This is a genomic window from Fluviicoccus keumensis (genome assembly GCF_004217445.1).
GTDB classification, from domain to species: Bacteria; Pseudomonadota; Gammaproteobacteria; order Pseudomonadales; family Moraxellaceae; genus Fluviicoccus; species Fluviicoccus keumensis.
Window position 1 is genome coordinate 454,552 of sequence record NZ_SHKX01000013.1, and the last position, 20,791, is coordinate 475,342.

Genomic DNA, 20,791 nt, shown 5'->3' on the forward strand with positions numbered 1-20,791 from the left:
CCGCTTTCAGCCTGCGGCCCAATCGCGCGGCCGCAGGAATTCCTCCACGAACCGGGATTCCACCGATCCCGGCTCCGGCTGGAAGTCATACTGCCAGGACACCAGGTTCGGCAGCGACATCAGGATCGACTCGGTGCGGCCGCCGGTCTGCAAACCGAAGATGGTCCCCCGGTCATAGACCAGATTGAATTCCACATAACGACCCCGCCGCACCAGCTGGAAGTTGCGCTCATGCTCGCCATAAGGCGTGTCCTTGCGCCGCGCCAGGATCGGCCGGTAGGCGTCAATGTAGCCGTTGCCCACCGCCTGGATGAAGGCGAAACAGCGCTCGAATCCCCACTCGTTCAGGTCATCGAAGAACAGCCCGCCGACGCCGCGCGCCTCGTTGCGGTGCTTGATGAAGAAGTAGTCGTCGCACCATTGCTTGTAGCGCGGATAGACATCCTCACCATACGGCGCGCACACGGCCTGCGCATGGCGGTGCCAGTCACGGCAGTCTTCGGGGAAACCGTAGTACGGCGTCAGGTCGAAACCGCCGCCCACCCACCACACCGGCGCTTCGCCCTCCTTTTCCGCCACGAACAGCCGCACGTTGGCGTGGCTGGTCGGCGCATAGGGGTTGCGCGGATGGATCACCAGCGACACGCCCATCGCCTGGAAACTGCGCCCGGCCAGCTCGGGGCGGTGCGCGGTTGCGGACGGCGGCAGCTTGTTGCCGTGCACGTGCGAAAAGTTGACGCCGCCCTTCTCGATCACCGTACCTCCTTCCAGCACCCGCGACCGGCCGCCGCCGCCCTCGGCGCGCACCCAGCTGTCCTCGCGGAAGCGGCCGCCGCCATCCTCGGCCTCCAGTTCGCGGCAAATGCGGTCCTGCAAGGCCATCAGGGCCTGCTTGGCGGCGTTCAGGTCAATTTCAACGGACATGGAGGCTCTCCGGTAGCGGGAATCAGGAAGGACGCAGGACTTGCCCGGTCAGGGCGTCGCGGATCAGGGTTGGCTTGTTCTGGCCGCCCAGGCGGCCCGGCAGCCGGTAATCCACCTGCCCCCGCAAACCGCACTGCACCTGCAAGGCGGAGCGGGCGGGCGGCAGGCCGGTGCGGTTGGCGCTGGTCGACACCAGCGCACCGCCGTAACGGCGGCACAGCGCCTGCACGCCCGGATGCGCCGACACGCGCACCGCGACGCTGGCGTGGTCACCGCGCACCCACTCGGGAAAATCATGGCCGACCGGCACCACCCAGGTGTTCGGCCCGGGCCAGGTTTCTATAACGCGGCGGCATTGGCCAACAGTCAGGCCGCCCAGCCAGGGCAGCACCTGACCCACTTCGGCGGCGATGATGATCAGGCCCTTGTGCATCGGTCTCTGCTTGATCTCCAGCAGCCGCAGCACCGCCGCCCGGTTGAAGGGGTCGCAGCCCAGCCCCCAGACGGCCTCGGTGGGATAGGCGATGACGCCGCCGTTATCCAGAACCCGGACGGCCTGGCGCAGCTGGATATCGGAAGGAAAGGACATGATTCACCCGCAGTCAGCGTGACGGGGCCAGTTGCTCGTAACCGCCCGCCACCGTCGCAATACATCCGGCCAGTTCCAGCTCCAGGAGCAGGCCGGCCATGGTGGCGGCATCATACCCGCTCTGTTCCACCAGCGCATCAAAGGACTGCACCTGCCAGCCCAGCACCGTCAGCACGGCGCGGGCGCGCTCGTCCAGCGGCAGGTCCAGCGGCGGCGGTGCAGCCTGCACCCGGCCCGAGCCGGAGGCCGCCTGCGCCAGTTTCGGCCCCACATCCTCCAGCAACTGCACCGGCTCGTCCACCAGCCGCGCGCCGTCGCGAATCAGCGCGTGGCAGCCCTTCACCTGCGGATTGTGGATGGAGCCGGGAATGGCCCAGACCTCGCGGTTCTGTTCCAGCGCCTGGCGGGCGGTAATCAGCGTGCCGCTTTGCAGCGCCGCCTCCACCACCAGCACGCCCAGGCTGAGACCGCTGATGACGCGGTTGCGGCGCGGGAAGTGGTATTGCAGCGGCGCGGTCTGCGGCAGGAACTCGCTGACCAGCACGCCGTCCCGCGCCACGATCGACTCCGCCAGCGCCGCATGCGCGCGCGGGTAGAGATCGCACAAGCCCGAACCCAGCACCGCCACGGTGATGCCGTCCGCCTGCACCGCCGCCTGATGCGCGGCGGCGTCAATACCCGCCGCCAGACCGCTGGTGATGCCCAGCCCCTGCCGCGCCAGCTCGCCGGCGAATTCGCGCGCCGTCGCCAGCCCGTTCTGGCTGGGGCGGCGGCTGCCCACCATCGCCACCTGCGGCCACGACAAATGGCCCGCCTCGCCACGGCAGAACAGCAACGGCGGCGGGTCGGCGATTTCACGCAACAAGGGGGGATAGGCCGTATCGGCCAAGGTCAGCACGGTAATGCCGTGCCGTTCAATCAGCTGCAGCGCGCGCTCGACATCGGAACGGACCACGCGGTCATCGCCGCCGCGCCACTGCTCCAGCGCCCGCACCCGCGCGGCGGACAGGCCCGCCTGCCGCCACAACGCCGGATCGGCCTGCAACAACACCGCCGGGTTATCGGCCACGCGCCACAATTTGAGGAAGGCGGTATGCGACTGTTCCAGCAATCGCCACAACAACAGCCAGGACTCCCGCCCGGCAAAACCTGTATCCATAACATCCCTGCACGCCGTCCCGGCGTTTTCCGGCCGAAAAAAAGGGCTGTCTATCCAGACAGCCCGAAAACGGTAAAACCGTTTGAAAGGGTTGGAGCCTTAGTCGCCGCTGACCGGAGGACGGATCTCGTCGCCCTGTTTCACCACGGTCGAGGCTTTCAGCACAATGGCGTAGCTGACCTTGTTGAAGGTGCGGAACACCATCGCCAGACCGGAACGCTCGGAAGGCAGCTGCACCAGTTCATCCTTGGTGCGGTCGCGCACAACGCCCCCGTGCTGGTAAACCGCGAAGGTGTGTCCTTGAACCACGCCGTCGCGCTCGCCGCGGTTAACGACGATGATGCTGTTCAGACCGCCGGAACCCAGCGAGTTCATGACCTGCAGGATGCGGCCGGGCTTCACGTTCTCGGGGTTGGTCGGGTGGAAAACCGGGGTCACCGGCATGGCTTCGCTCAGCAGCAGGCGATCCTCGATACGAACTTCCTGGGTGGTGCGGGCCACGGAGAGGGTGCCGACATCGCCCTGCACAGCCGTGATGCTGCCGGCGCCGATGTCCATGGCTTCGATGCCCAGGATTTCCTGGGTGTCCGGATCCAGATAGAGATTGCCGCGGCGGTATACGCCATAGTTGTCGCCAACCGCCAATCCCTTGCCGCGCGCATAAACCTGTTCGCCGGCGCCGGCGATGATGCGGTGACCCAGACCGGCCAGCACATAGGGAGCGCGTTCGAAGTCTTCCGGCCCGACCACGCGGCTGCCGGACAGGAAGGCGCGGATGGCCTGCAGCGGCACGGCGGGAATGGCCACGCTCATCGGTTCGGAACGGATTTGCGGCAACAGCTTGCCGGAGTCGCCGTCAACACGGCCGGTCGCCTTGTTGGTCAGGCGCTGCGCCACATCCGCGCACCCGCCGCCGGTATCCACCGCGACCACGTTACGGTCCTGGATACGGCACAGCACCAGCTTGTCGCCGGGATAGATCAGGTGGGGATTGCGCACCTGCGGGTTCACTTCCCAGATTTCCGGCCAGCGCCACGGATCCTTCAGGTATCGGTTGGAAATGTCCCACAGGGTGTCGCCCTTCTGGACCGTGTAGCGCTCAGGCGCCGTGTCCTTGACATCGACAGGCTTGGGGCTGGCAGCCATGGCGCTACCGGCCAGCAGGCCGGCAACGAGTAATAGAACCGGTTTTTTCATTATCAATTCCCTTCTTGGCGGGACTTATGGTCGCAAGGAGTCAAGGCCGCTATAATAAGCAACAATCCGTCCTTACTCTTTACGGCCTAATAGACGCACTTTTACAACATGCTCAAGTGCTTATCAAGCATTGTTGTGATTTAACGGCAGGTGGTTGGCAAATATGGCAAAGCTTCCGATACTCCATTTCCCCGATCCGCGATTGCGAACCCGGGCCAAACCCGTGTCCGTGGTGGATGATAACATCCGCCAGCTTGCCGAAGATATGCTCGAAACGATGTATGACGCACCGGGCATCGGCTTGGCGGCAACCCAGGTGAACCAGCACATCCGCCTGCTGGTGCTGGACATCAGCGAGGACAAGAGCGCGCCGATGGTGTTCATCAATCCCGTCATCACCCCGCTGACGCAGGACTGCGTGCCTTATGAAGAAGGCTGCCTGTCCGTGCCCGGCTCCTACGACGAAGTGCAGCGCCCGGCCCGCATCCGCGTCGAGGCGCTGGACCGCAACGGCAAGCCCTTCACCCTGGAAACCGACGGCCTGCTGGCGGTGTGCCTGCAGCACGAAGTCGACCATCTCGACGGCAAGCTCTTTGTCGATTACCTGTCGCCGCTGAAACGCCAGCGCATCAAGACCAAGCTTGAAAAACTGCAAAAGCAACGCGCCTAGGCGCACCGAATTCCAAAGGAGAGGTTTGTTTCTTGTCCAGTCCCAGTAGTCCGTTACGCATCGTCTTCGCCGGTACGCCGGTTTTCGCGGCCGAATCGCTGCGCGCCCTGTTGCAGAACGGTCATGACGTCGTTGCCGTCTACACCCAGCCCGACCGCCCCACCGGTCGCGGCCGCAAGGTGGAATCCGGCCCGGTGAAGGAGCTGGCCATCGACCGCCAGTTACCGGTTTACCAGCCGCTCTCGCTGCGCGACCCCGCCGCCCAGGCCGAACTGGCCGAGCTGCAACCCGACCTGATGGTGGTGGCCGCCTATGGCCTGATCCTGCCGCAGGCGGTGCTGGACATTCCCCGCCTCGGCTGCATCAACGTGCACGGCTCGCTGCTGCCGCGCTGGCGCGGCGCAGCGCCCATCCAGCGCGCCATCCTGGCCGGAGACCGCGAGACCGGCATCACCATCATGCAGATGGACGCCGGACTGGACACTGGCGACATGCTCTACAAGCTGACCTGTCCCATTTCCGGCCACGACACCTCGGCCAGCCTGCACGACCGGCTGGCGCTGCTGGGCGGCGATGCGCTGCTGCACGTGGTCGACGCGCTGGAAAACGGCGAAATCCTGACCCCGGAACCGCAGGACAGCGCACAGGCCACCTATGCCGCCAAACTGGTGAAGGAAGAAGGCCTGGTCAACTGGTCGCTGCCCGCCATCGAGGTGGTGCGCGCCATCCGCGCCTATAACCCGTGGCCGGTGGCCTATACCCTGCTGCAGGGCCAGGCCGTGCGCCTGTGGTCGGCGCGGGTGATCGAGGAAACCACCACCGCTCCCGCCGGGATGATCGTGCAGGCCGACCGCAAGGGTCTGCGCGTGGCGGCGGGCAACAGCACCGTTGTCGCCATCGATACCCTGCAACTGCCCAACGGCAAGGCCCTGGGCTATGCCGACGTGCTGAACGCCCGCCGCGAGCTGCTGCAGCCCGGCGTGGTGCTCGGCGCATGAAGAAACTCTCCACCCGCGCCCTGGCCGCCAAGGCGCTGGCCCCGGTGCTGGCGGGCAAGTCCTCGCTGGGGGCCACCCTGCCGCCCGCCCAGCAGGCCTGCCTGCCGCGCGACCGTCCCCTGTTGCAGAACCTGGTGCTGGGCTGCACCCGCGAATGGGTATATCTGGAAGCGCTGCTGCGGCCGCTGCTGCAACAGCCGGTGAAGGACAAGGCGGTGCTGGCGCTGCTGGGTCTGGGACTCTATCAACTGCTGCGCACCCGCATTCCGCCGCACGCCGCCATCGGTGAAACCGTGGAAGCCGCCAAGGAACTGGGCTTCGCCCGCGCCGCCGGGTTGATCAATGCGCTGCTGCGCCGCTTCCTGCGCGAACAACAGGACCTGCTGGTGGCCGGGGTCGGCTTTGAACATGCGCATCCGGGCTGGCTGAAGAAACGCCTGGAAAAAGACTGGCCGGACCACGCCGCCGCCATCCTCGCCGCCAACAACGAGCCCGCGCCGCTGACCCTGCGTGTCAACCGCCGCCGCCTGACCCGCAACGATTATCTGGTGAAGCTGAAGGAAGCCGGGATCAGCGCCGAACCCAGTGCGCTGTCGCCGGAAGGCATCCGCCTGCACGAACTGCACGATGTCACCGCCCTGCCCGGTTATGCCGAGGGCGAGTTCTCGGTGCAGGATGAATCGGCGCAGCTGGCCGCCGGTCTGCTGGCCCCGGCCGCCGGATCGGTGGTGCTGGACGCCTGCGCCGCGCCGGGCGGCAAGACCGCGCACCTGCTGGAAACCGCCGACCCGCAACAGCTGTGGGCCATCGACAGCGACGCCGGACGGCTGGAACGCGTGCGCGATAACCTGCGCCGCCTGCAACTGGATCATCCGGCGCTGACCCTGCTGGCCGCCGACGCCGCCGACCCCGACGCCTGGGCGGGCGACACCGTGTTCGACGCCATCCTGCTGGACGCGCCATGCACCGGCACCGGAGTCATCCGCCGTCACCCCGACATCAAGCTGCTGCGCAAACCCGACGACATCGGCCGGACGGTGGACTTGCAGGCGAAAATCCTGCGGGCGCTGTGGACGCGGCTGAAGCCCGGCGGCCGCCTGCTGTACGCCACCTGCTCGGTGATCCGCGCCGAGAATGAAAACCAGATCGGGCATTTCCTGAAGGAAACGCCCGATGCGCGGGAAGTGACGATTGACGCCGTCTGGGGACTGGAACGGCCGCACGGACGGCAGATCCTGCCCACTATTGGCGGCGGCGACGGTTTCTTTTATGCGTTGCTGGAGAAGACTTCAGCCTAGACCTTCCCTCCTGTGCAACAGGGGGGCGATGCGCAGGCATCGGGGGGTTGCTCCCGCCGGACACACCCTCCGCCACAGTCACCATGCTCAGCCTACCGCTGTTACCCCCCAGCCCTGCGGGCAGCCCCCCTGCCGGGCAGGGGGGGCGTAACCGCACCTAGACCCAATACTCCTCCGGCGGCGGCGGCATGCTCGCCATCGCCTGCTTCAAGCCTTCCGACCACTGCGTGCGGATCATCGCCCAATAGGGATCATCGTCATACAACCGCCGACCGGTCGGCAGCCGCAGCGAGTCATGGCGATAGACCAGCAGGTCCAGCGGCGTGCCCACCGACAAATTACTGCGAATGGTCGAATCGAAGGAAATCAGCGCGCAGCGCAAGGCCTTTTCCAGCGACAGCTGGTAGTTCAGCGCCCGGTCCAGAATCGGCTTGCCGTACTTGCTTTCGCCGATCTGGAAATAGGGCGTGTCCTCGGTCGCGGCGATGAAGTTGCCCTGCGGATAGATGTTGTAGAGCTGCGGCGCTTCACCGGCAATCTGGCCGCTGAGCAGGAAGGAACAGGAAAAATCGCGGTCGATATCATCGTGCGCCAGCACCTCGCGCAGGGTCTTGCCCACCAGCCGCGCCGCCTCGAACATGGTCGGCACGTTGTCCAGATGCAGGCCGTCGTCGCTGTTGATGCGCTGGCGCAGCAGCGTCACCACCGACTGCGAGGTCGCCAGGTTGCCCGCGCTTTGCAGGACAATGAGGCGCTCGCCGTCAATGCCGAAACGGTGCAGCTTGCGGAATACCGCGATATGGTCAACCCCGGCGTTGGTGCGGGAGTCGCTGACACAGACCAGTCCTTCGGCCAGACGCATGGCGACACAGTAAGTCATTTGCTTGTCTCGTGAGTGAATCGGGTTCCCTCCCCGCCTGCGGGGAGGGTTCATTACATGGCGAAGGCATCCGCCAGCCGGTAGGTCATCTGCTGCAGCTGCGCCTGCGCCTCGCGCAGCGCCGCCTGGTCGGGACTAGCCAGCGCCGGATGGCGGCAGGCCTCGACCAGCCGTCCGGCCATGGCCTGCACTTGGCCCCAGGTCTCGGGGTTGAGGGCGGTCAGGTCGCGGATCAGCGCCTGCACCAGCACGGCCGGGTCTTCCGGCGGGGTCACCGACAGCGCCAGTTGCCGCAGCCAGTTGTCCAGGCCTTCCACGGTTTGCCCCAGCCGGATGAAGCGCAAGGCATCCATCGAGCCGAGCGTGTCCACTTCCTGCTGGATGACGGCCAGCCGCTCCGTGGCCAGACGGTACAGCGCCTGGTTTTCGGTCAGGGTGCGCAGGCGCGGCAGCTGCGCCTGCCAGTCCAGCCACAGGCTGTTCACCGCCAGCCACAGCTCGCCGCTGATGCAGGCACGGGTGCCCTGGGCGTCGCCGCGCATCGACTGCAGGCCGACGGTCAGGCTGGAGGGATTGCCCTCGGCGATGAAGAATTCAGCCACGCCTTCCGGGCTGAAGGTTTCGTATTGCTGGTAGAAGGACGCCCAGGCGCCGGTCAGGCTCAGGGGCAGCCCCAGTCGTTCGGTCGAGGCCGACGACAGGCAGTCCAGCAACAGGGCGGACAACGTGCGGCTGCGGGACAGGTAACGCCCCAGCCAGTACAGGTCGGCCGCCGATGACAATAAAAGCATGAACTCTCTCCTCGGGAATCAGTCGGCCAGTACCCAGGTATCCTTGGTGCCCCCGCCCTGCGAGGAATTCACCACCAGCGAGCCCGCCTTCAGCGCCACCCGCGTCAGGCCGCCCGGCACCAGCCGCACCGTGTCCTTGCCCGCCAGCACGAAGGGCCGCAGGTCGATGTGGCGCGGCGCAATGCCCGCGCCGACAAAGGTGGGGCAGGTCGACAGCGCCAGCGTCGGCTGGGCGATGTAGGCTTCCGGCTTCGCCTTCAGCCGGGCTCGGAAATCTTCCAGCTCGGCCTTGGTGGCGGCGGGACCGATCAGCATGCCGTAACCGCCCGAACCCTGCGCTTCCTTCACCACCAGTTGTGGCAGGTTGGCCAGCACATGACTGAGATCGGCGGGCTTGCGGCACTGCCAGGTCGGCACGTTCTGCAGCACCGGCTCCTCGCTCAGGTAGAAGCGGATCATGTCCGGCACGAAGGGATAGACCGACTTGTCGTCGGCGACGCCGGTGCCGACCGCGTTGCCGAGGATGACGTTGCCGGCGCGATAGGCGGCCATCAGCCCCGGCACGCCCAGCATCGAATCCGGACGGAAGGCCAGCGGGTCGAGGAAGGCGTCATCCAGGCGGCGGTAGATCACATCGACGCGCTTCAGGCCGTCGATGGTCTTCATGTAGACGGTATCGTCATAGACCACCAGATCGCCGCCGCCCACCAGCGGCACGCCCATTTCCCGCGCCAGGAAGGCGTGTTCGAAATAGGCGCTGTTGAAGCGACCCGGCGTCAGGATGACGATGGTCGGGTTTTCCACCCGGCTCGATTCCGTCAGCGTCTGCTTCAGCAGCGCGGGATAATGGTCAATCGGCAGCACCCGGTTTTCCGCCAGCATGCCGGGGAACAGCCGCTCGGTCATGGCGCGGTTTTCCAGCATGTACGACACCCCGGACGGCGTGCGCAGGTTGTCCTCCAGCACGTAGTAGGTGCCGTCGCTGTGGCGGACGATATCCACGCCGGAGATTTGCGCGTAGATGCGGTTCGGCAGGTCCAGCCCCTGCATCGCCGGCTGGAAATGCTCGTTGCCGAGGATGAATTCCGGCGGCACAATGCCCGCCTTGAGGATGCGCTGGTCGTGGTAGATGTCATGCAGGAAGGCGTTCAGCGCCCGCACCCGCTGCTCGCAGCCCTTCGCCATCAGCTTCCATTCGGCGTGGGGAATGACGCGCGGCATGATGTCATAGGGAATCAGGCGCTCGGTACCCGCGCTTTCGCCATAGACAGTGAAGGTGATGCCTTCCTGGCGGAACACCGCCTCGGACTGCTGGCGACAGCGCAGCAGGTTCTCCAGCGGGGTGCGGTTCAGCCACTCGCCCACCCGACGGTAATGCGGCCGCAGTTCGTTGCCGACCGCCATTTCGTCATAGTGTTCCGGGTTGGGAAAATAGCCATAATCGTGTTCGTTGCTGGCAAGGTTTTGGCAGGCCATGATGACATCTCCCGGTAGAATCTGTGTTATAGACTCAATACGTTGCAAAAGCTTTGCCAAGAATTCCGGCACTGAATCGAAATACCGCGCCCCGATCCGGTGCACGCTGACCGGCGGCAGGCCCGCCAAATCCGTACAAAACGTAGTGCTATGCGAACCGCAGGACCCCTGACATGAACATGCTGCTGTCTGACGCCCCCGACCTCCCGGCCTTCCGCGCCATCACTCCCGAGCTGGTGACCCCCGCCATTGACACCCTGCTGGCGGAGAACCGCGCAGCCATAGCCGCCCTGGCGGCGCAGGATGCACCGGACTGGGGCAGCCTGCCCGGCAAGCTGGAAATCCTGGAAGACCGACTGAGCAAGGCCTGGGCGCTGGTCAGCCATCTCAACGCCGTCACCAACAGCCCGGCCTGGCGCGAGGCCTACAACAACAACCTGCCGAAGATTTCCGCCTACTACACCGAACTGGGCCAGAACGCGGCGTTGTACGGCAGTTATGAAAGACTAGCCCAAAGCCCGGCGTTCGCCGGATTCAGCGCCGCGCAGCGACAAACGGTCAGCAACGCCCTGCGCGATTTCCGCCTGAGCGGCGTGGCCCTGCCGGAAGCGCAGAAGCAGCGCTTCGCCGCCATCGAGGAACGGCTGTCGGCGCTGAGCTCGAAATTCGCCGACAACCTGCTGGACGCCACCCAAGCCTGGCAACGGCCGCTGGCCGAAGCGGAACTGGCAGGCATTCCCGACAGCCACCGCGCGCTGCTGGCGCAGCTGGCCGAACAGCGCGGCCACGAGGGCTGGATGGCGACGCTGGACTTTCCCGCCTACCTGGCGGTGATGATGCACGCCGACACCCGCGAGCTGCGGCAGACGGTCTACCGCGCCTATGTCACCCGCGCCTCCGACCAGGGGGACAAACCCGAATTCGACAACTCGGCGCTGATGGCGGAAATTCTGGAACTGCGCCACGAACAGGCGCAACTGCTGGGCTACGCCAGCTATGCCGAACTGTCGCTGGTGCCGAAGATGGCGGAATCGGTGGACAAGGTGATGGCCTTCCTGCACGAACTGGCCGACCGCGCCCGTCCCGCCGCCGAACGCGACCTGGCCGAACTGAAGACCTTCGCCGCCGCCGAACTGGGCATCACCGACCTGCAGCCGTGGGACACCACCTACGTCGCGGAAAAGCTGAAACAGCAGAAGCTGAACCTGTCGCAGGAAGCGCTGCGGCCCTACTTCCCCGCACCGGTGGTGATCGCCGGGCTGTTCAGCATCGCCGAGACCCTGTTCGGCGTCAGCATCACCGAAGCGGAAGCCGAGGTCTGGGCCGACGGCGTCACCTACTACGAGATCCGCGAGCACGGGGAGCTGATTGCCGGTTTCTACCTGGACCCCTACGCCCGCGCCAACAAGCGTGGCGGCGCGTGGATGGCCAACTGCCGCTCGCGCCGCCGCCTGGCGGACGGCTCGCTGCAACTGCCCGTCGCCTTCCTCACCTGCAACTTCAACCCCCCGGTGGACGGCAAGCCCGCGCTGCTGACCCACGACGAAGTCACCACCCTGTTCCACGAATTCGGCCACGGCATCCACCACATGCTGACCGAGGTCGACATCAGCGCCGTCGGCGGCATCCACGGCGTGGCCTGGGACGCCGTGGAACTGCCCAGCCAGTTCCTGGAACACTGGTGCGCCGAAAGCGAGGGCCTGGCGCGGATGACGAAACACATCGAGACCGGCGCGCCGCTGCCCGACGACCTGCTGCACAGCCTGCTGGCCGCGAAGAATTTCCAGTCCGGCCTGATGACGCTGCGCCAGCTGGAATTCGCGCTGTTCGACCTGCGCATCCACCGTCAGTCGCCGCTCAGCGCCGTGGGCATCCAGCGCGAACTGGACGCGGTGCGCGCGCAGGTCAACCTGTTGCCGCCGCCGTCGTGGAACCGGTTCCAGCACAGCTTCAGCCACATCTTCGCGGGCGGCTACGCGGCGGGGTACTACAGCTACAAGTGGGCGGAAGTGCTGTCCACCGACGCCTTCTCGCGCTTCGAGGAAGAAGGCATCTTCAACCCGGAAACCGGCCGCAGCTTCCGCCGCGAGATTCTCGCCAAGGGCGGCAGCCAACCGGCGCTGGAGCTGTTTGTCGCCTTCCGCGGCCGCGAACCGAAGATTGACGCGCTGCTGCGCCACACGGGGCTGACGGCATGAGCGTGAAGCGGCGGTTCATCGCGGGGGCGAAGTGTCCCCGCTGTGAGAAGACAGATGTGATCCGCTCGTGTGTATCGGCGGAGCGGGAGTGGATGGAATGCGTGAGTTGCGGCTACGAGGAGGAACGGCCGACGGAGGTGACGCCGGTGGAGGAACACAAGGATGAGGGGACGGGGGTGGTGGTTTTCAAGACGAAATGACGGCGGACGGTGCACGCGGGCGCTTGGGGCGTGACGCCTCGCCGCGCTACACTGTAAAGATCCCCGTGGCTGCCTTTAGGGCGGCGGCCTCGAATCATGCCGCGCAACCTGCTCAGGAAAAACACTCATGAACCCCGGACTCCCGCGCCGATTCCCCGCCCTGCGTCTGGGGCTGGTCTGCCTGACGTTGCTCTGGTCGATCCCGTCCCTCGCCACGCCTTACGAAGACTTGATCAGCACCTCGCGCGAGCAGGTGCAGGGTGAGGATTTTGTGGAGGCCCTGACCAGCGCCAAGGAGGCGGCGCGGCTGGAGCCGAGCGATTACCGGAGCCCGTATTATATGGCGATGGCCTATCTGGGACTGTCGCGCTTTGACGAGGCGGAAGCCAGCGCGATCCAGGCGCTGGCCTTGGCGGACGCGACGCTGCGGCCCTCGATCGAAAAACTGGCGGCCACCATCAAGGCTCGGCGCCTGGCTGTGACCAGCGCACAAGAAGCCGATGCCGCGCTGGCCGACGGCCTGAACGGCAAGGCCGCGCGTCTTTATGAAAATGCCTGGAATGCCGAGCACCTGAACGCCGAGGCCGCTCTGAAAGCCGCCGACCTGTACACGACGCGGCTGAACCAGCCGGTGGACGCCGCGCGGGTGCTGCGCCAGATCCGCAGCACGCTGCCCGGATCGCCGGAAGCGGAGAAAGCCCGGACAGCGCTGGCGCAACAGGCGGAAACCTTGCAGAAAATTGCCCTGGCCCGGGTGGCCGCCGCCAAGAACGGGCCCTGCGACAAGGCGCTGGTACATCTGGATCTGGCCGAAGGGGCCGACCCGACGCTGGAAACCATCTATCAGCAACGCATGACCTGCATCACCACCCTCGCCCAGTTGCGGCACAACCTGAAAGGCATGGCCCGCCTGAACCTGGCCACCCCCGACGCCCTGCTGGCGCTGAAAGGCATCGGCGGCTGGATGAAAAAAGCCGAAGTGAAGCTGTTCATGGCAGACCTGATCGGGCAGACCCAGGCCGACGAACTGGCCCAGCGCCTGGATGAACGCGAGGCGGCCCAAGAGGCCGCACAGGCCAAATACCGCAATGAACTGGCCGCCTGGGAACAGCAGGACCGGGAGGCACGGGATACCTATACCCGCAAGCTGGCCGAAAAAGACGTCTGCCTGGCGGCTTGCCGCAAGAAATACACCGGCCTGTTCGGCAATGCGCAAAAACTGCTGGAATGCGAAACCGGCTGCAACGCGGAAGCCGCGCGCTTCGCCCCCAAGGACATCGCCAAGCCCGCCGCACCGGCCAATCCGGATTAAGCGAACCGACGCCCGGGGTTGACCCGGGCTTTTTTTTCGCCTATTTTGTATCAATCACTACAAAATACCCGGCCACCGCCATGCCCCGTCCCCGCCTGCAAGCCGACAGCGACCTGCTCAGCCAGTCGATGCAACTTTTCTGGCGGAAAGGCTACGCCAACACCGCCCTGCGCGACCTGGAAGAAGCCCTGGGCCTAAAGGCGCCCGCCCTCTACCACCGCTTCGGCAACAAGGACGGCCTGTTCCGCGCCACGCTGGAACACTATCTGGAACGCATCGTCGGCCGCCGCATCAGCCGCTACCTGGAAGACCCGGACGCCCTGCACGGCCTGCGCCGATTCTTCGAGACCACCTACGACTACCTCGACGCCGACCACCCGCCGCTGGCCTGTCTGATGGTCAACACCGCCGCCGAATTCGGCGCCCGCGACCCGGCGGTGCAGACCATCCTGCAACGCAGCCACGCCCGCCTGCGCGCCGCCTTCCTCGCCAATCTGGCCCGCCTGCGCGATAGCGGCCGCCTGCGCCCGGACACCCACCTGGACGACCTCGCCGACACCCTCTACCTCTGCCTGCAGGGGTTGCTGGTGGGCAGCAAGGCCGACCCCGACAAGGCCCGCCTCGACCGTCAGGTGGGCCTGATCCTCGCACTGTTGCCCCTTGTTCCCGCCACCCCGGAGTAACCCCCATGGAATTCCTGCGCACTCCCGATGAACGCTTCGCCAACCTCCCCGGCTACCCCTTCGCCCCGCACTACGTCCAAGTGGACGACAGCGAAGGCGGCAGCCTGCGCATGCACTATCTGGACGAAGGCCCCGCCGGTGCGCCGGTGGTGCTGATGCTGCACGGCGAACCGTCGTGGAGCTACCTGTACCGCAAGATGATCCCGATTGTCACCGCCGCCGGTTACCGCGTGATCGCGCCGGACCTGATCGGTTTCGGCAAGTCGGACAAGCCAACGCAGCGCACGGACTACACCTACCAGCGCCATGTCGACTGGGTGCGCTCGCTGCTGCGGCAACTGGCATTGAAGGACATGACGCTGGTGTGCCAGGACTGGGGCGGGCTGATCGGCCTGCGGCTGGCGGGGGAACATCCGGACTGGTTTGCGCGGGTGGTGGCGGCCAACACCATGCTGCCCACCGGTGACCACCATCCCGGCGAGGCCTTCCTGAAGTGGCAGGCTTTCTCGCAGAAGACGCCGGTATTCGGCGTTGGCTTCATTGTGATGGGCGGCTGCGCCACGCCGATGGCCCCGGAAGTGATCGCCGCCTATGACGCCCCCTTCCCCGACGAAAGCTACAAGGAGGGCGCGCGCCAGTTCCCGCTGCTGGTGCCGGTGACGCCGGAGGACCCCGCCGCGCCCGCCAATCGCGCTGCGTGGGAAACGCTGATGAAGTTCGACAAGCCCTTCCTCTGCGCCTTCAGCGACAAGGACCCGATCACCGCCAAGGCCGCGCCGGTGCTGCAAAAGCTGATTCCGGGCTGCGCCGGTCAGCCGCATACCACCATCGAGAATGGCGGGCACTTCCTGCAGGAAGATCAGGGAGAGAAGCTGGCGGAAGTCGTGGTGGCATTCATCCGCGGTTGAAGATCAGCGGCCGGACCGACAGGAATGTCGGCTGGCCGCTGTAACAAAACAGTTCGACCAGCATCAAACCATTATCCTTCACCCACCCCGCGAGGAATTCCCATGCGCCTGCAACCCGGCCAAGCCGCGCCTGCCTTCACCGTCACCGATTTCACCGGCGTCTCCCGCAGCCTGAGCGACTATCGCGGCCGGAAAGTGCTGCTGTCCTTCTACCGCTATGCCTCCTGCCCGTTCTGCAACCTGCGCATCCATCAGCTGCGGCAGCAGGCGGCGGTCTGGGAAGCGAAGGGGCTGGTGATGCTGGCGGTGTTCCAGTCGCCCGCCGCCTCGATCCTGGAATACAGCGCCGGGGAAACGGTCGAGTTCCCGATCATTCCCGATCCGGAGATGACACTGTACAAGACCTATGGCGTGGAGAGTTCATGGCTGGCCTTCGCCAAGTCCGGCCTGCGCGCCGCCGATATCGCCAAGGCGACGGCAAAGGGTTTCCTGCCCGGCAAGGTGGAAGGCGACATGAACCGCGTACCCGCCGACTTCCTGATTGATGAAGCGGGCATCATCCGTACCGCCTTCTATGGCAAGGATATCGGCGACCATCTGGCTACGGCGGCCGTGGAGGCCTTCATCGCGGGCTAGTCCGGCGCAATCGCCGCCGCCTGCATGGCGGCGGCGATGAGGTCCATGTCCGCCGCGCTGATTTCCAGCAACCCGAAGCGGAAGGCATAACCCCAATTCTTCTTCCCCGCCGTCAGCTCCAGACGCGCCAGCAGCGGCAGGATCGACGCCTGTCCCACCGCCAGCCAATCGACATCGCGGCGGAACGGCACAAAACCGCCGCCCATGTCGAAGGGATAAGGCTCACCCGCACGCACCGCGCCCAAGGCGGTGAACGCCTGCAAGCGGTCCTTGCCGCCAAAGGTGACAGTGGGCGAGTAATAGACCACGCGGTCTCCCGGCCGCAACCGCCGTAGCGGCCCGGCCTTGCCATGGCAGACCTGCATGAAACCCTCCGCCCGGCCGCGCCGCACATGCTCCGCCGAGGCGACGGCAATCCACGATTTGTTCATGACGATACTCCGGTGATTTGTCCGAAGTCAGGATGACAGGGCGTGCTGCCAGTTTTTGTCAGCAGGAGGCGGAAAGCGGTTACTGGGGGCGCAGTTGTTCCTGCCGCCGCCATTCATGCAGCAATTGCCGGCGGTGACGGGGATAACGATCGTCCAGGATCCGGACATCGTGCATGCGATCAACCCGGAAATGGCGGAAGGCCTGCCGTTGCTCACACCAGCCGGCCAGCATCCGCACCTGTTCGAAATACCCCAGCGCCACCGGCCATACCGTGCGCTGCGTGACCTCGCCCCGTGCATCACGGTAGCCGAAGGCCAGCTTGCGTTCACTGCGCAGCGCTTGCCGGAGCAGCGTCAGCCGGCTGTCATCAGCATGATCGCCCCCGGTCGGCCCGACCAGCAACGCGGCGCTGTCCGGATCCTGGCGGCGCTCTTCCGGCAACACCGACAGGATGCGCGACAGGGCGCTGCGCGAGGCCGCCGCCAGCGCCGGATCGCCGTGCTGCGCCACCCAGCGCGACCCCAGAACCAGGGCATCGATTTCCTCATCGCTGAACATCAGCGGCGGCAACAGGTAGCCGGGCAAGAGCAGGTAACCCACCCCGGCTTCGCCCTCGATGCGCGCGCCCTGACCCTGCAGGGTAGCGATATCCCGGTAGAGACTGCGCAGGCTGATGCCCAGTTCGGCGGCCAGTGTCGCGCCGCTGACCGGGTAGCGGTGGCGGCGCAGGATCTGCATCAGCTGCAGCAGGCGTTCGGTGCGGGTCACGGCGTCAGGCCTTGGGCGGCAGGGTGGCGGCGAAATCGAGTCCCAGTTTCATCCAGGCGCGCAGTTCGGACTCGCTTTCCAGCAGGTCGCCGCTGACCACCACCCAGCCTTTCATCGGCCGCCCGGTAAAATCGAATTCGCGCACGCCTTCGCGACCCAGGCATTCGGCGTAATGCACGGGACCGCAACGCACCATCAGTTCGTCCCCGATGAGGCCAAAGGCCATGTTGCCGTGCAACAGGTACGCCAGACCGCCGAACATGCGTTTGCGGTGCAGCGCGGACCAGTCGCCATAGACGCGGTAAATGCGATCAGCCAGTTCGGTATCGTAAGCCATCATGCCTCATCCGTTGCGTCAGCCGCACGGCTAGCACTTCACCACCGGCACGCAGATCTCACAACTGATCTCGCCGGTGACGGGATTGAAGGCCGCATCCGGCGGCACATATTCATAGGGCGGCGACCCGGCGTGGCGGTAGCCGCTGTCCGGCAGCCATGCCTCCAGCAACGCCTGCCACACCGCGCCGATCTGCGACGGCTTGCCCTGAAAACGGGTCACGGCGTACAAACCGCCCGGCAGCGTGGTCAGATGCGCGTTCTGCGTCGGGAAATAGCCCAGCGGCGCTTCCACCCCGGCGTCGTAACGGCACTGTTCCGGCGGCGTCACGCCAGGGTTGTCCAGACTGATGCCATACCGGCCCCGCCCCAGCAAACCTTCTTCGCGCAACCACTCGTACACCGTGTTGCGCCAGAACGGTTCGATGCCCGCACCATAAGGTCCGGTGTAGCGCAGGCAGGCGACGGTCACCGGTTTCCGCTCCTTCAGTTCGACGATCATCAAATTCTCCCGACGAACGGCAGGTGTCGCCCCTTGCAACCCGGCCGTCGCAACCTCATAACCCCCTTCAATACCACAGCCCTACCGTCCGAGGAAGCGCCTGCCGACTGCAGGCCCGCCATCCATGAAAATTCGTCCTGTCCTGATCGTGTTCATCAGCCTGCTGGTGCTGTTGCACACCTATATCGGCCTGCGCCTGCTGCCGTGGCTGCCGCTGCCCGCGCAGGCGCTGGGCCTGCTGATGCTGGCGGCCTCCTGCCTGCTGATGCCGATGGTGCCGCGCTTCTGGCGCACCGACCACCCGCTGCTGATCTGGCTGTCGACCCTGTCGATGGGCTTCTTCTCGTGGGTGCTGGTGCTGACCGTGATCCGCGACGCCGCGCTGGGGCTGGCCGGGCTGGCGATGCCGCTGCCCGAAGCCGTGGTGCGGGACAGCGCGCTGGCCGTGGCCGGACTGTCGGTGCTGGTGACGCTGCTGGGGCTGGTGTTCGCCCGCCGCACCGCCAAGGTGGTGGAGGTGGACATTCCGGTCGCGGATTTGCCGCCGGGGCTGGACGGCTTCACCATCGTGCAGATCAGCGATATCCATGTCGGGCCGACCATCAAGGGCAATTACCTGGAAGCCATCGTAGCGCGGGTGAACAGCCTGGAAGCGGATGTGGTGGCGATTACCGGCGATCTGGTCGACGGCAGCGTCGAGGACCTGTCGGCGCACACGGCGTCGCTGGCGAACATCAACGCCCGCCACGGCACCTTCTTCGTTACCGGCAACCACGAGTACTACTCCGGCGCGCACGCCTGGGTGGTGGAGCTGCGGCGGCTGGGGGTGACCGTGCTGATCAACGAACATGTGGCGCTGGATCACGACGGCCATCCGGTCACGCTGGCCGGCGTCACCGACTATTCAGCCCACCTGTTTGACGAGGCGCATCGCAGCGACCCGCACCGCGCGCTGGCGGGCGCGCCGGAACAGGGACCGAAACTGCTGCTGGCGCACCAGCCGCGCTCGGCGGCGGCGGCCGAGGCGGCGGGTTTTGATGTGCAACTGTCGGGGCATACCCACGGCGGGCAGTTCTGGCCGTGGAACCACTTCGTACCCTTGCAGCAACCGTTCGTGGCGGGGTTGAAACAGTTGGGCGGCCTGTGGGTGTACACCAGCCGCGGCACTGGCTACTGGGGGCCGCCGATGCGCTTCGGCGCGCCGTCGGAGATTACGCGCGTGCGGCTGCGGCGGGCAGTCTAGCCGACGCGCTCATTCCGACTGTCGCCGCCGATAGCGCAGCGGCGACATGCCCGACCAGGACTTGAAGGCCCGGCTGAACGCGCTCTGTTCGGCAAACCCCAGCAGCAGGGCGATCTCGGGCAACGCCAGCAACGGATTACGCAGGTAGTCCTTCGCCAGTTCATAGCGCAGGGAGTTGAGAACCTGCTTGTAGCGCAGCCCGCGTTCACGCAGTTGCCTGTACAGCGAGCGCTCGGAAATCCCAAGACGCTCCGCCACATACGCCAGCTCCGGCTGGCCGTCCTGCAATACCGACATGATCTGCTGCTGCAATGACTGCAGCAGGGCGTCACTGGTCGGTATGGATTTCAGCGCCGCTTCCGCCTGCTGTTCCAGCAATTGCACCAGGAAGGGGTCATAACGGTTCAAGGACTGGTTCAGGCACCTGACCGGCAGGTGAATAGCCTGCCTGAGGGCGTTAAAGACCGGCGGCAACCCGAAAAAGGCTTCATACGGTGACGTATCCGGTGGCGGCGGATAGCGGAACTCCACCCGCGCCACCGGCTTCTCACAACCCTCCAGGAACTGGCATAGCAGCGTATACAGCCCGGCCGCCAGAAGCTCGTCCACGACCAGTGTGGAGTCTCCGTGGTCCCAGGTCAGCACCACATCATCCCCTTCAACGGACACTGCAGACGGTGTCAGGTTGTGCAGCAGCGGCTCCAGCCGGTTGAAACGCATCAGGGCATGCATGGCCGTACCGGAATACATCGCCACATAACCGACCACACCGATGTGATGAGGACGAATGCAGCGCCCGATTTCCAGCCCGAGCGCCGGCAAAACGCAGGACTCCCGAATCGCCTCGATAGCACGCCACCATTCCCGGAACGGAATGATGCGCTGCGCCGCCAGATCCAGTAATTGCTGGCGCAACGCCGGCAACTCCAGTCCCTGCCGGCCCATGAAGTCCAGCAACAACGCAGCGGCGGTACCGGCGACATACATGGCCGGGGGCTCACAAGGGTCAAACATGCGGCTATCTGTCTCCTCGTCTTAGGCGGCGGAAAATCCTTGATGTCACCGGAAACACTTGCTCCCGCATGGCGGGCGGCGATTATCCGGATATCGGGGTTGAGGAATCGTTTGCGCCGATCACGTCGCAACTACCGGCGTCCATCCAACAAATCATCGACAATCCCGGAAGCCCGGCAGGTCTGGTCAAGAAAGTGACGGTACGGTCAAGACAGCCCGGAACGGCGGCGCGATCATGACCGGACGCCGGATTCCCCTCCGGCGGCGCCCCTCATCTGTCCGGAGGAACCCGATGACCATCGCCCGTATCCGCCTGCTGCAAAATCTCTGTCGGTTCTGCCTCATCACCGCCATGCTGATGCTGCCGGGATTCCTGGTAGAGAATCTCTGCCTGAGCAACGGGATGGTGATGATCCTGATCGCAGCGCTGGCGGCCGGAGCCGTGCTGACGGTGGTGATCCGCCGCCTGCGCTGCCCGGTCTGCAGCCATATTTTTGTCGGCCGGGAACATGTCGTCCTCTTCACCGTGACCTGCTGCAATTGCGGGCGGCGGGCAGGTGATACCGCCTGAGCGGGC

Annotated in this window: 22 protein-coding genes and 1 pseudogene; 11 read left to right on the forward strand and 12 right to left on the reverse strand. The window is 65.6% G+C overall.

Annotated elements, in window-relative coordinates; translation table 11 throughout:
• Positions 1-6 precede the first annotated feature (6 nt).
• The 4 genes from hemF to EV700_RS12960 all read right to left on the reverse strand — a co-directional run bounded on the left by hemF (position 7) and on the right by EV700_RS12960 (position 3,869).
• A complete protein-coding gene (gene hemF / locus EV700_RS12945) occupies positions 7-924 on the reverse strand; it encodes an oxygen-dependent coproporphyrinogen oxidase (RefSeq protein ID WP_130414421.1) in 918 nt (305 codons plus the stop codon).
• A gap of 22 nt (positions 925-946) precedes the next feature.
• Positions 947-1,513 carry an L-threonylcarbamoyladenylate synthase type 1 TsaC gene (gene tsaC, locus EV700_RS12950; RefSeq protein WP_130414423.1) on the reverse strand — a complete coding sequence of 189 codons (567 nt, stop codon included), beginning with the start codon at positions 1,511-1,513 and terminating at the stop codon, positions 947-949.
• A 13-nt stretch (positions 1,514-1,526) separates the two neighbouring features.
• Complete coding sequence (dprA, locus tag EV700_RS12955) at positions 1,527-2,672, reverse strand: DNA-processing protein DprA (RefSeq protein ID WP_130414425.1); 1,146 nt, start codon at positions 2,670-2,672, stop codon at positions 1,527-1,529.
• Between the two features lie 99 nt (positions 2,673-2,771).
• Complete coding sequence (locus EV700_RS12960) at positions 2,772-3,869, reverse strand: LysM peptidoglycan-binding domain-containing protein (RefSeq protein WP_130414427.1); 1,098 nt, start codon at positions 3,867-3,869, stop codon at positions 2,772-2,774.
• Between the two features lie 163 nt (positions 3,870-4,032).
• On the opposite strand from EV700_RS12960, the gene def reads away from it, so the two are divergent.
• The 3 genes from def to rsmB are packed head-to-tail and all read left to right on the forward strand — an operon-like array spanning position 4,033 to position 6,835.
• Positions 4,033-4,539 carry a peptide deformylase gene (gene def, locus EV700_RS12965; RefSeq protein ID WP_130414429.1) on the forward strand — a complete coding sequence of 169 codons (507 nt, stop codon included), beginning with the start codon at positions 4,033-4,035 and terminating at the stop codon, positions 4,537-4,539.
• Between the two features lie 32 nt (positions 4,540-4,571).
• Positions 4,572-5,537: a methionyl-tRNA formyltransferase gene (fmt, locus tag EV700_RS12970; protein WP_130414431.1), complete on the forward strand. Its 966-nt coding sequence runs from the start codon at positions 4,572-4,574 to the stop codon at positions 5,535-5,537.
• On the forward strand, positions 5,534-6,835 hold the full coding sequence (gene rsmB / locus EV700_RS12975) for a 16S rRNA (cytosine(967)-C(5))-methyltransferase RsmB (protein ID WP_130414433.1): 1,302 nt from the start codon (positions 5,534-5,536) through the stop codon (positions 6,833-6,835). The genes fmt and rsmB overlap by 4 nt, the downstream gene beginning before the upstream one ends.
• 157 nt (positions 6,836-6,992) lie before the next feature.
• Here the strand turns inward: rsmB and EV700_RS12980 are convergent, their stop codons facing one another.
• The 3 genes and pseudogenes from EV700_RS12980 to EV700_RS12990 form a co-directional block, all read right to left on the reverse strand.
• Positions 6,993-7,715 carry a proteasome-type protease gene (locus EV700_RS12980; RefSeq protein WP_130414435.1) on the reverse strand — a complete coding sequence of 241 codons (723 nt, stop codon included), beginning with the start codon at positions 7,713-7,715 and terminating at the stop codon, positions 6,993-6,995.
• Between the two features lie 53 nt (positions 7,716-7,768).
• Positions 7,769-8,506, reverse strand: coding sequence for an alpha-E domain-containing protein (locus tag EV700_RS12985; RefSeq protein WP_130414437.1), 738 nt, complete (start codon positions 8,504-8,506; stop codon positions 7,769-7,771).
• Positions 8,507-8,524: 18 nt separating this feature from the next.
• Positions 8,525-9,877, reverse strand: a pseudogene (locus EV700_RS12990) (circularly permuted type 2 ATP-grasp protein); the annotation flags it as partial.
• A 284-nt stretch (positions 9,878-10,161) separates the two neighbouring features.
• Between EV700_RS12990 and EV700_RS12995 the strand changes: the two are divergent.
• The 6 genes from EV700_RS12995 (at position 10,162) to EV700_RS13020 (ending at position 15,919) form a co-directional block, all read left to right on the forward strand.
• On the forward strand, positions 10,162-12,180 hold the full coding sequence (locus EV700_RS12995; RefSeq protein ID WP_423201218.1) for a M3 family metallopeptidase: 2,019 nt from the start codon (positions 10,162-10,164) through the stop codon (positions 12,178-12,180).
• Positions 12,177-12,380: a YheV family putative zinc ribbon protein gene (locus EV700_RS13000; protein WP_130414443.1), complete on the forward strand. Its 204-nt coding sequence runs from the start codon at positions 12,177-12,179 to the stop codon at positions 12,378-12,380. Before EV700_RS12995 ends, EV700_RS13000 begins: the two co-directional genes overlap by 4 nt.
• A gap of 127 nt (positions 12,381-12,507) precedes the next feature.
• A complete protein-coding gene (locus EV700_RS13005; protein ID WP_130414445.1) occupies positions 12,508-13,692 on the forward strand; it encodes a tetratricopeptide repeat protein in 1,185 nt (394 codons plus the stop codon).
• A gap of 80 nt (positions 13,693-13,772) precedes the next feature.
• A complete protein-coding gene (locus EV700_RS13010) occupies positions 13,773-14,375 on the forward strand; it encodes a TetR/AcrR family transcriptional regulator (RefSeq protein ID WP_165391474.1) in 603 nt (200 codons plus the stop codon).
• 5 nt (positions 14,376-14,380) lie between these two features.
• On the forward strand, positions 14,381-15,283 hold the full coding sequence (locus tag EV700_RS13015) for a haloalkane dehalogenase (RefSeq protein WP_130414449.1): 903 nt from the start codon (positions 14,381-14,383) through the stop codon (positions 15,281-15,283).
• Positions 15,284-15,385: 102 nt separating this feature from the next.
• A complete protein-coding gene (locus EV700_RS13020) occupies positions 15,386-15,919 on the forward strand; it encodes a peroxiredoxin family protein (RefSeq protein ID WP_165391475.1) in 534 nt (177 codons plus the stop codon).
• On the opposite strand, the gene EV700_RS13025 is transcribed toward EV700_RS13020, so the two are convergent.
• The 4 genes from EV700_RS13025 to EV700_RS13040 all read right to left on the reverse strand — a co-directional run bounded on the left by EV700_RS13025 (position 15,916) and on the right by EV700_RS13040 (position 17,957).
• Positions 15,916-16,350 (reverse strand): EVE domain-containing protein, encoded by a 435-nt coding sequence (locus tag EV700_RS13025; RefSeq protein ID WP_130414453.1) that lies wholly within the window; start codon positions 16,348-16,350, stop codon positions 15,916-15,918. The two genes, EV700_RS13020 and EV700_RS13025, sit on opposite strands and share 4 nt — an antisense overlap.
• Before the next feature lie 79 nt (positions 16,351-16,429).
• A complete protein-coding gene (locus EV700_RS13030; RefSeq protein ID WP_130414455.1) occupies positions 16,430-17,119 on the reverse strand; it encodes a helix-turn-helix transcriptional regulator in 690 nt (229 codons plus the stop codon).
• Positions 17,120-17,123: 4 nt separating this feature from the next.
• A complete protein-coding gene (locus EV700_RS13035) occupies positions 17,124-17,459 on the reverse strand; it encodes a TfoX/Sxy family protein (RefSeq protein WP_207224673.1) in 336 nt (111 codons plus the stop codon).
• A gap of 27 nt (positions 17,460-17,486) precedes the next feature.
• Entirely contained in the window at positions 17,487-17,957 is a 471-nt protein-coding gene (locus EV700_RS13040) for an AraC family transcriptional regulator (protein ID WP_130414457.1), read from the reverse strand.
• A 124-nt stretch (positions 17,958-18,081) separates the two neighbouring features.
• On the opposite strand from EV700_RS13040, the gene EV700_RS13045 reads away from it, so the two are divergent.
• Entirely contained in the window at positions 18,082-19,200 is a 1,119-nt protein-coding gene (locus tag EV700_RS13045) for a metallophosphoesterase (protein ID WP_130414459.1), read from the forward strand.
• Between the two features lie 9 nt (positions 19,201-19,209).
• Here the strand turns inward: EV700_RS13045 and EV700_RS13050 are convergent, their stop codons facing one another.
• Positions 19,210-20,214 carry an AraC family transcriptional regulator gene (locus EV700_RS13050; protein WP_130414461.1) on the reverse strand — a complete coding sequence of 335 codons (1,005 nt, stop codon included), beginning with the start codon at positions 20,212-20,214 and terminating at the stop codon, positions 19,210-19,212.
• Positions 20,215-20,506: 292 nt separating this feature from the next.
• On the opposite strand from EV700_RS13050, the gene EV700_RS13055 reads away from it, so the two are divergent.
• Entirely contained in the window at positions 20,507-20,785 is a 279-nt protein-coding gene (locus tag EV700_RS13055; RefSeq protein ID WP_130414463.1) for a hypothetical protein, read from the forward strand.
• The last annotated feature ends 6 nt before the right edge of the window (positions 20,786-20,791 follow it).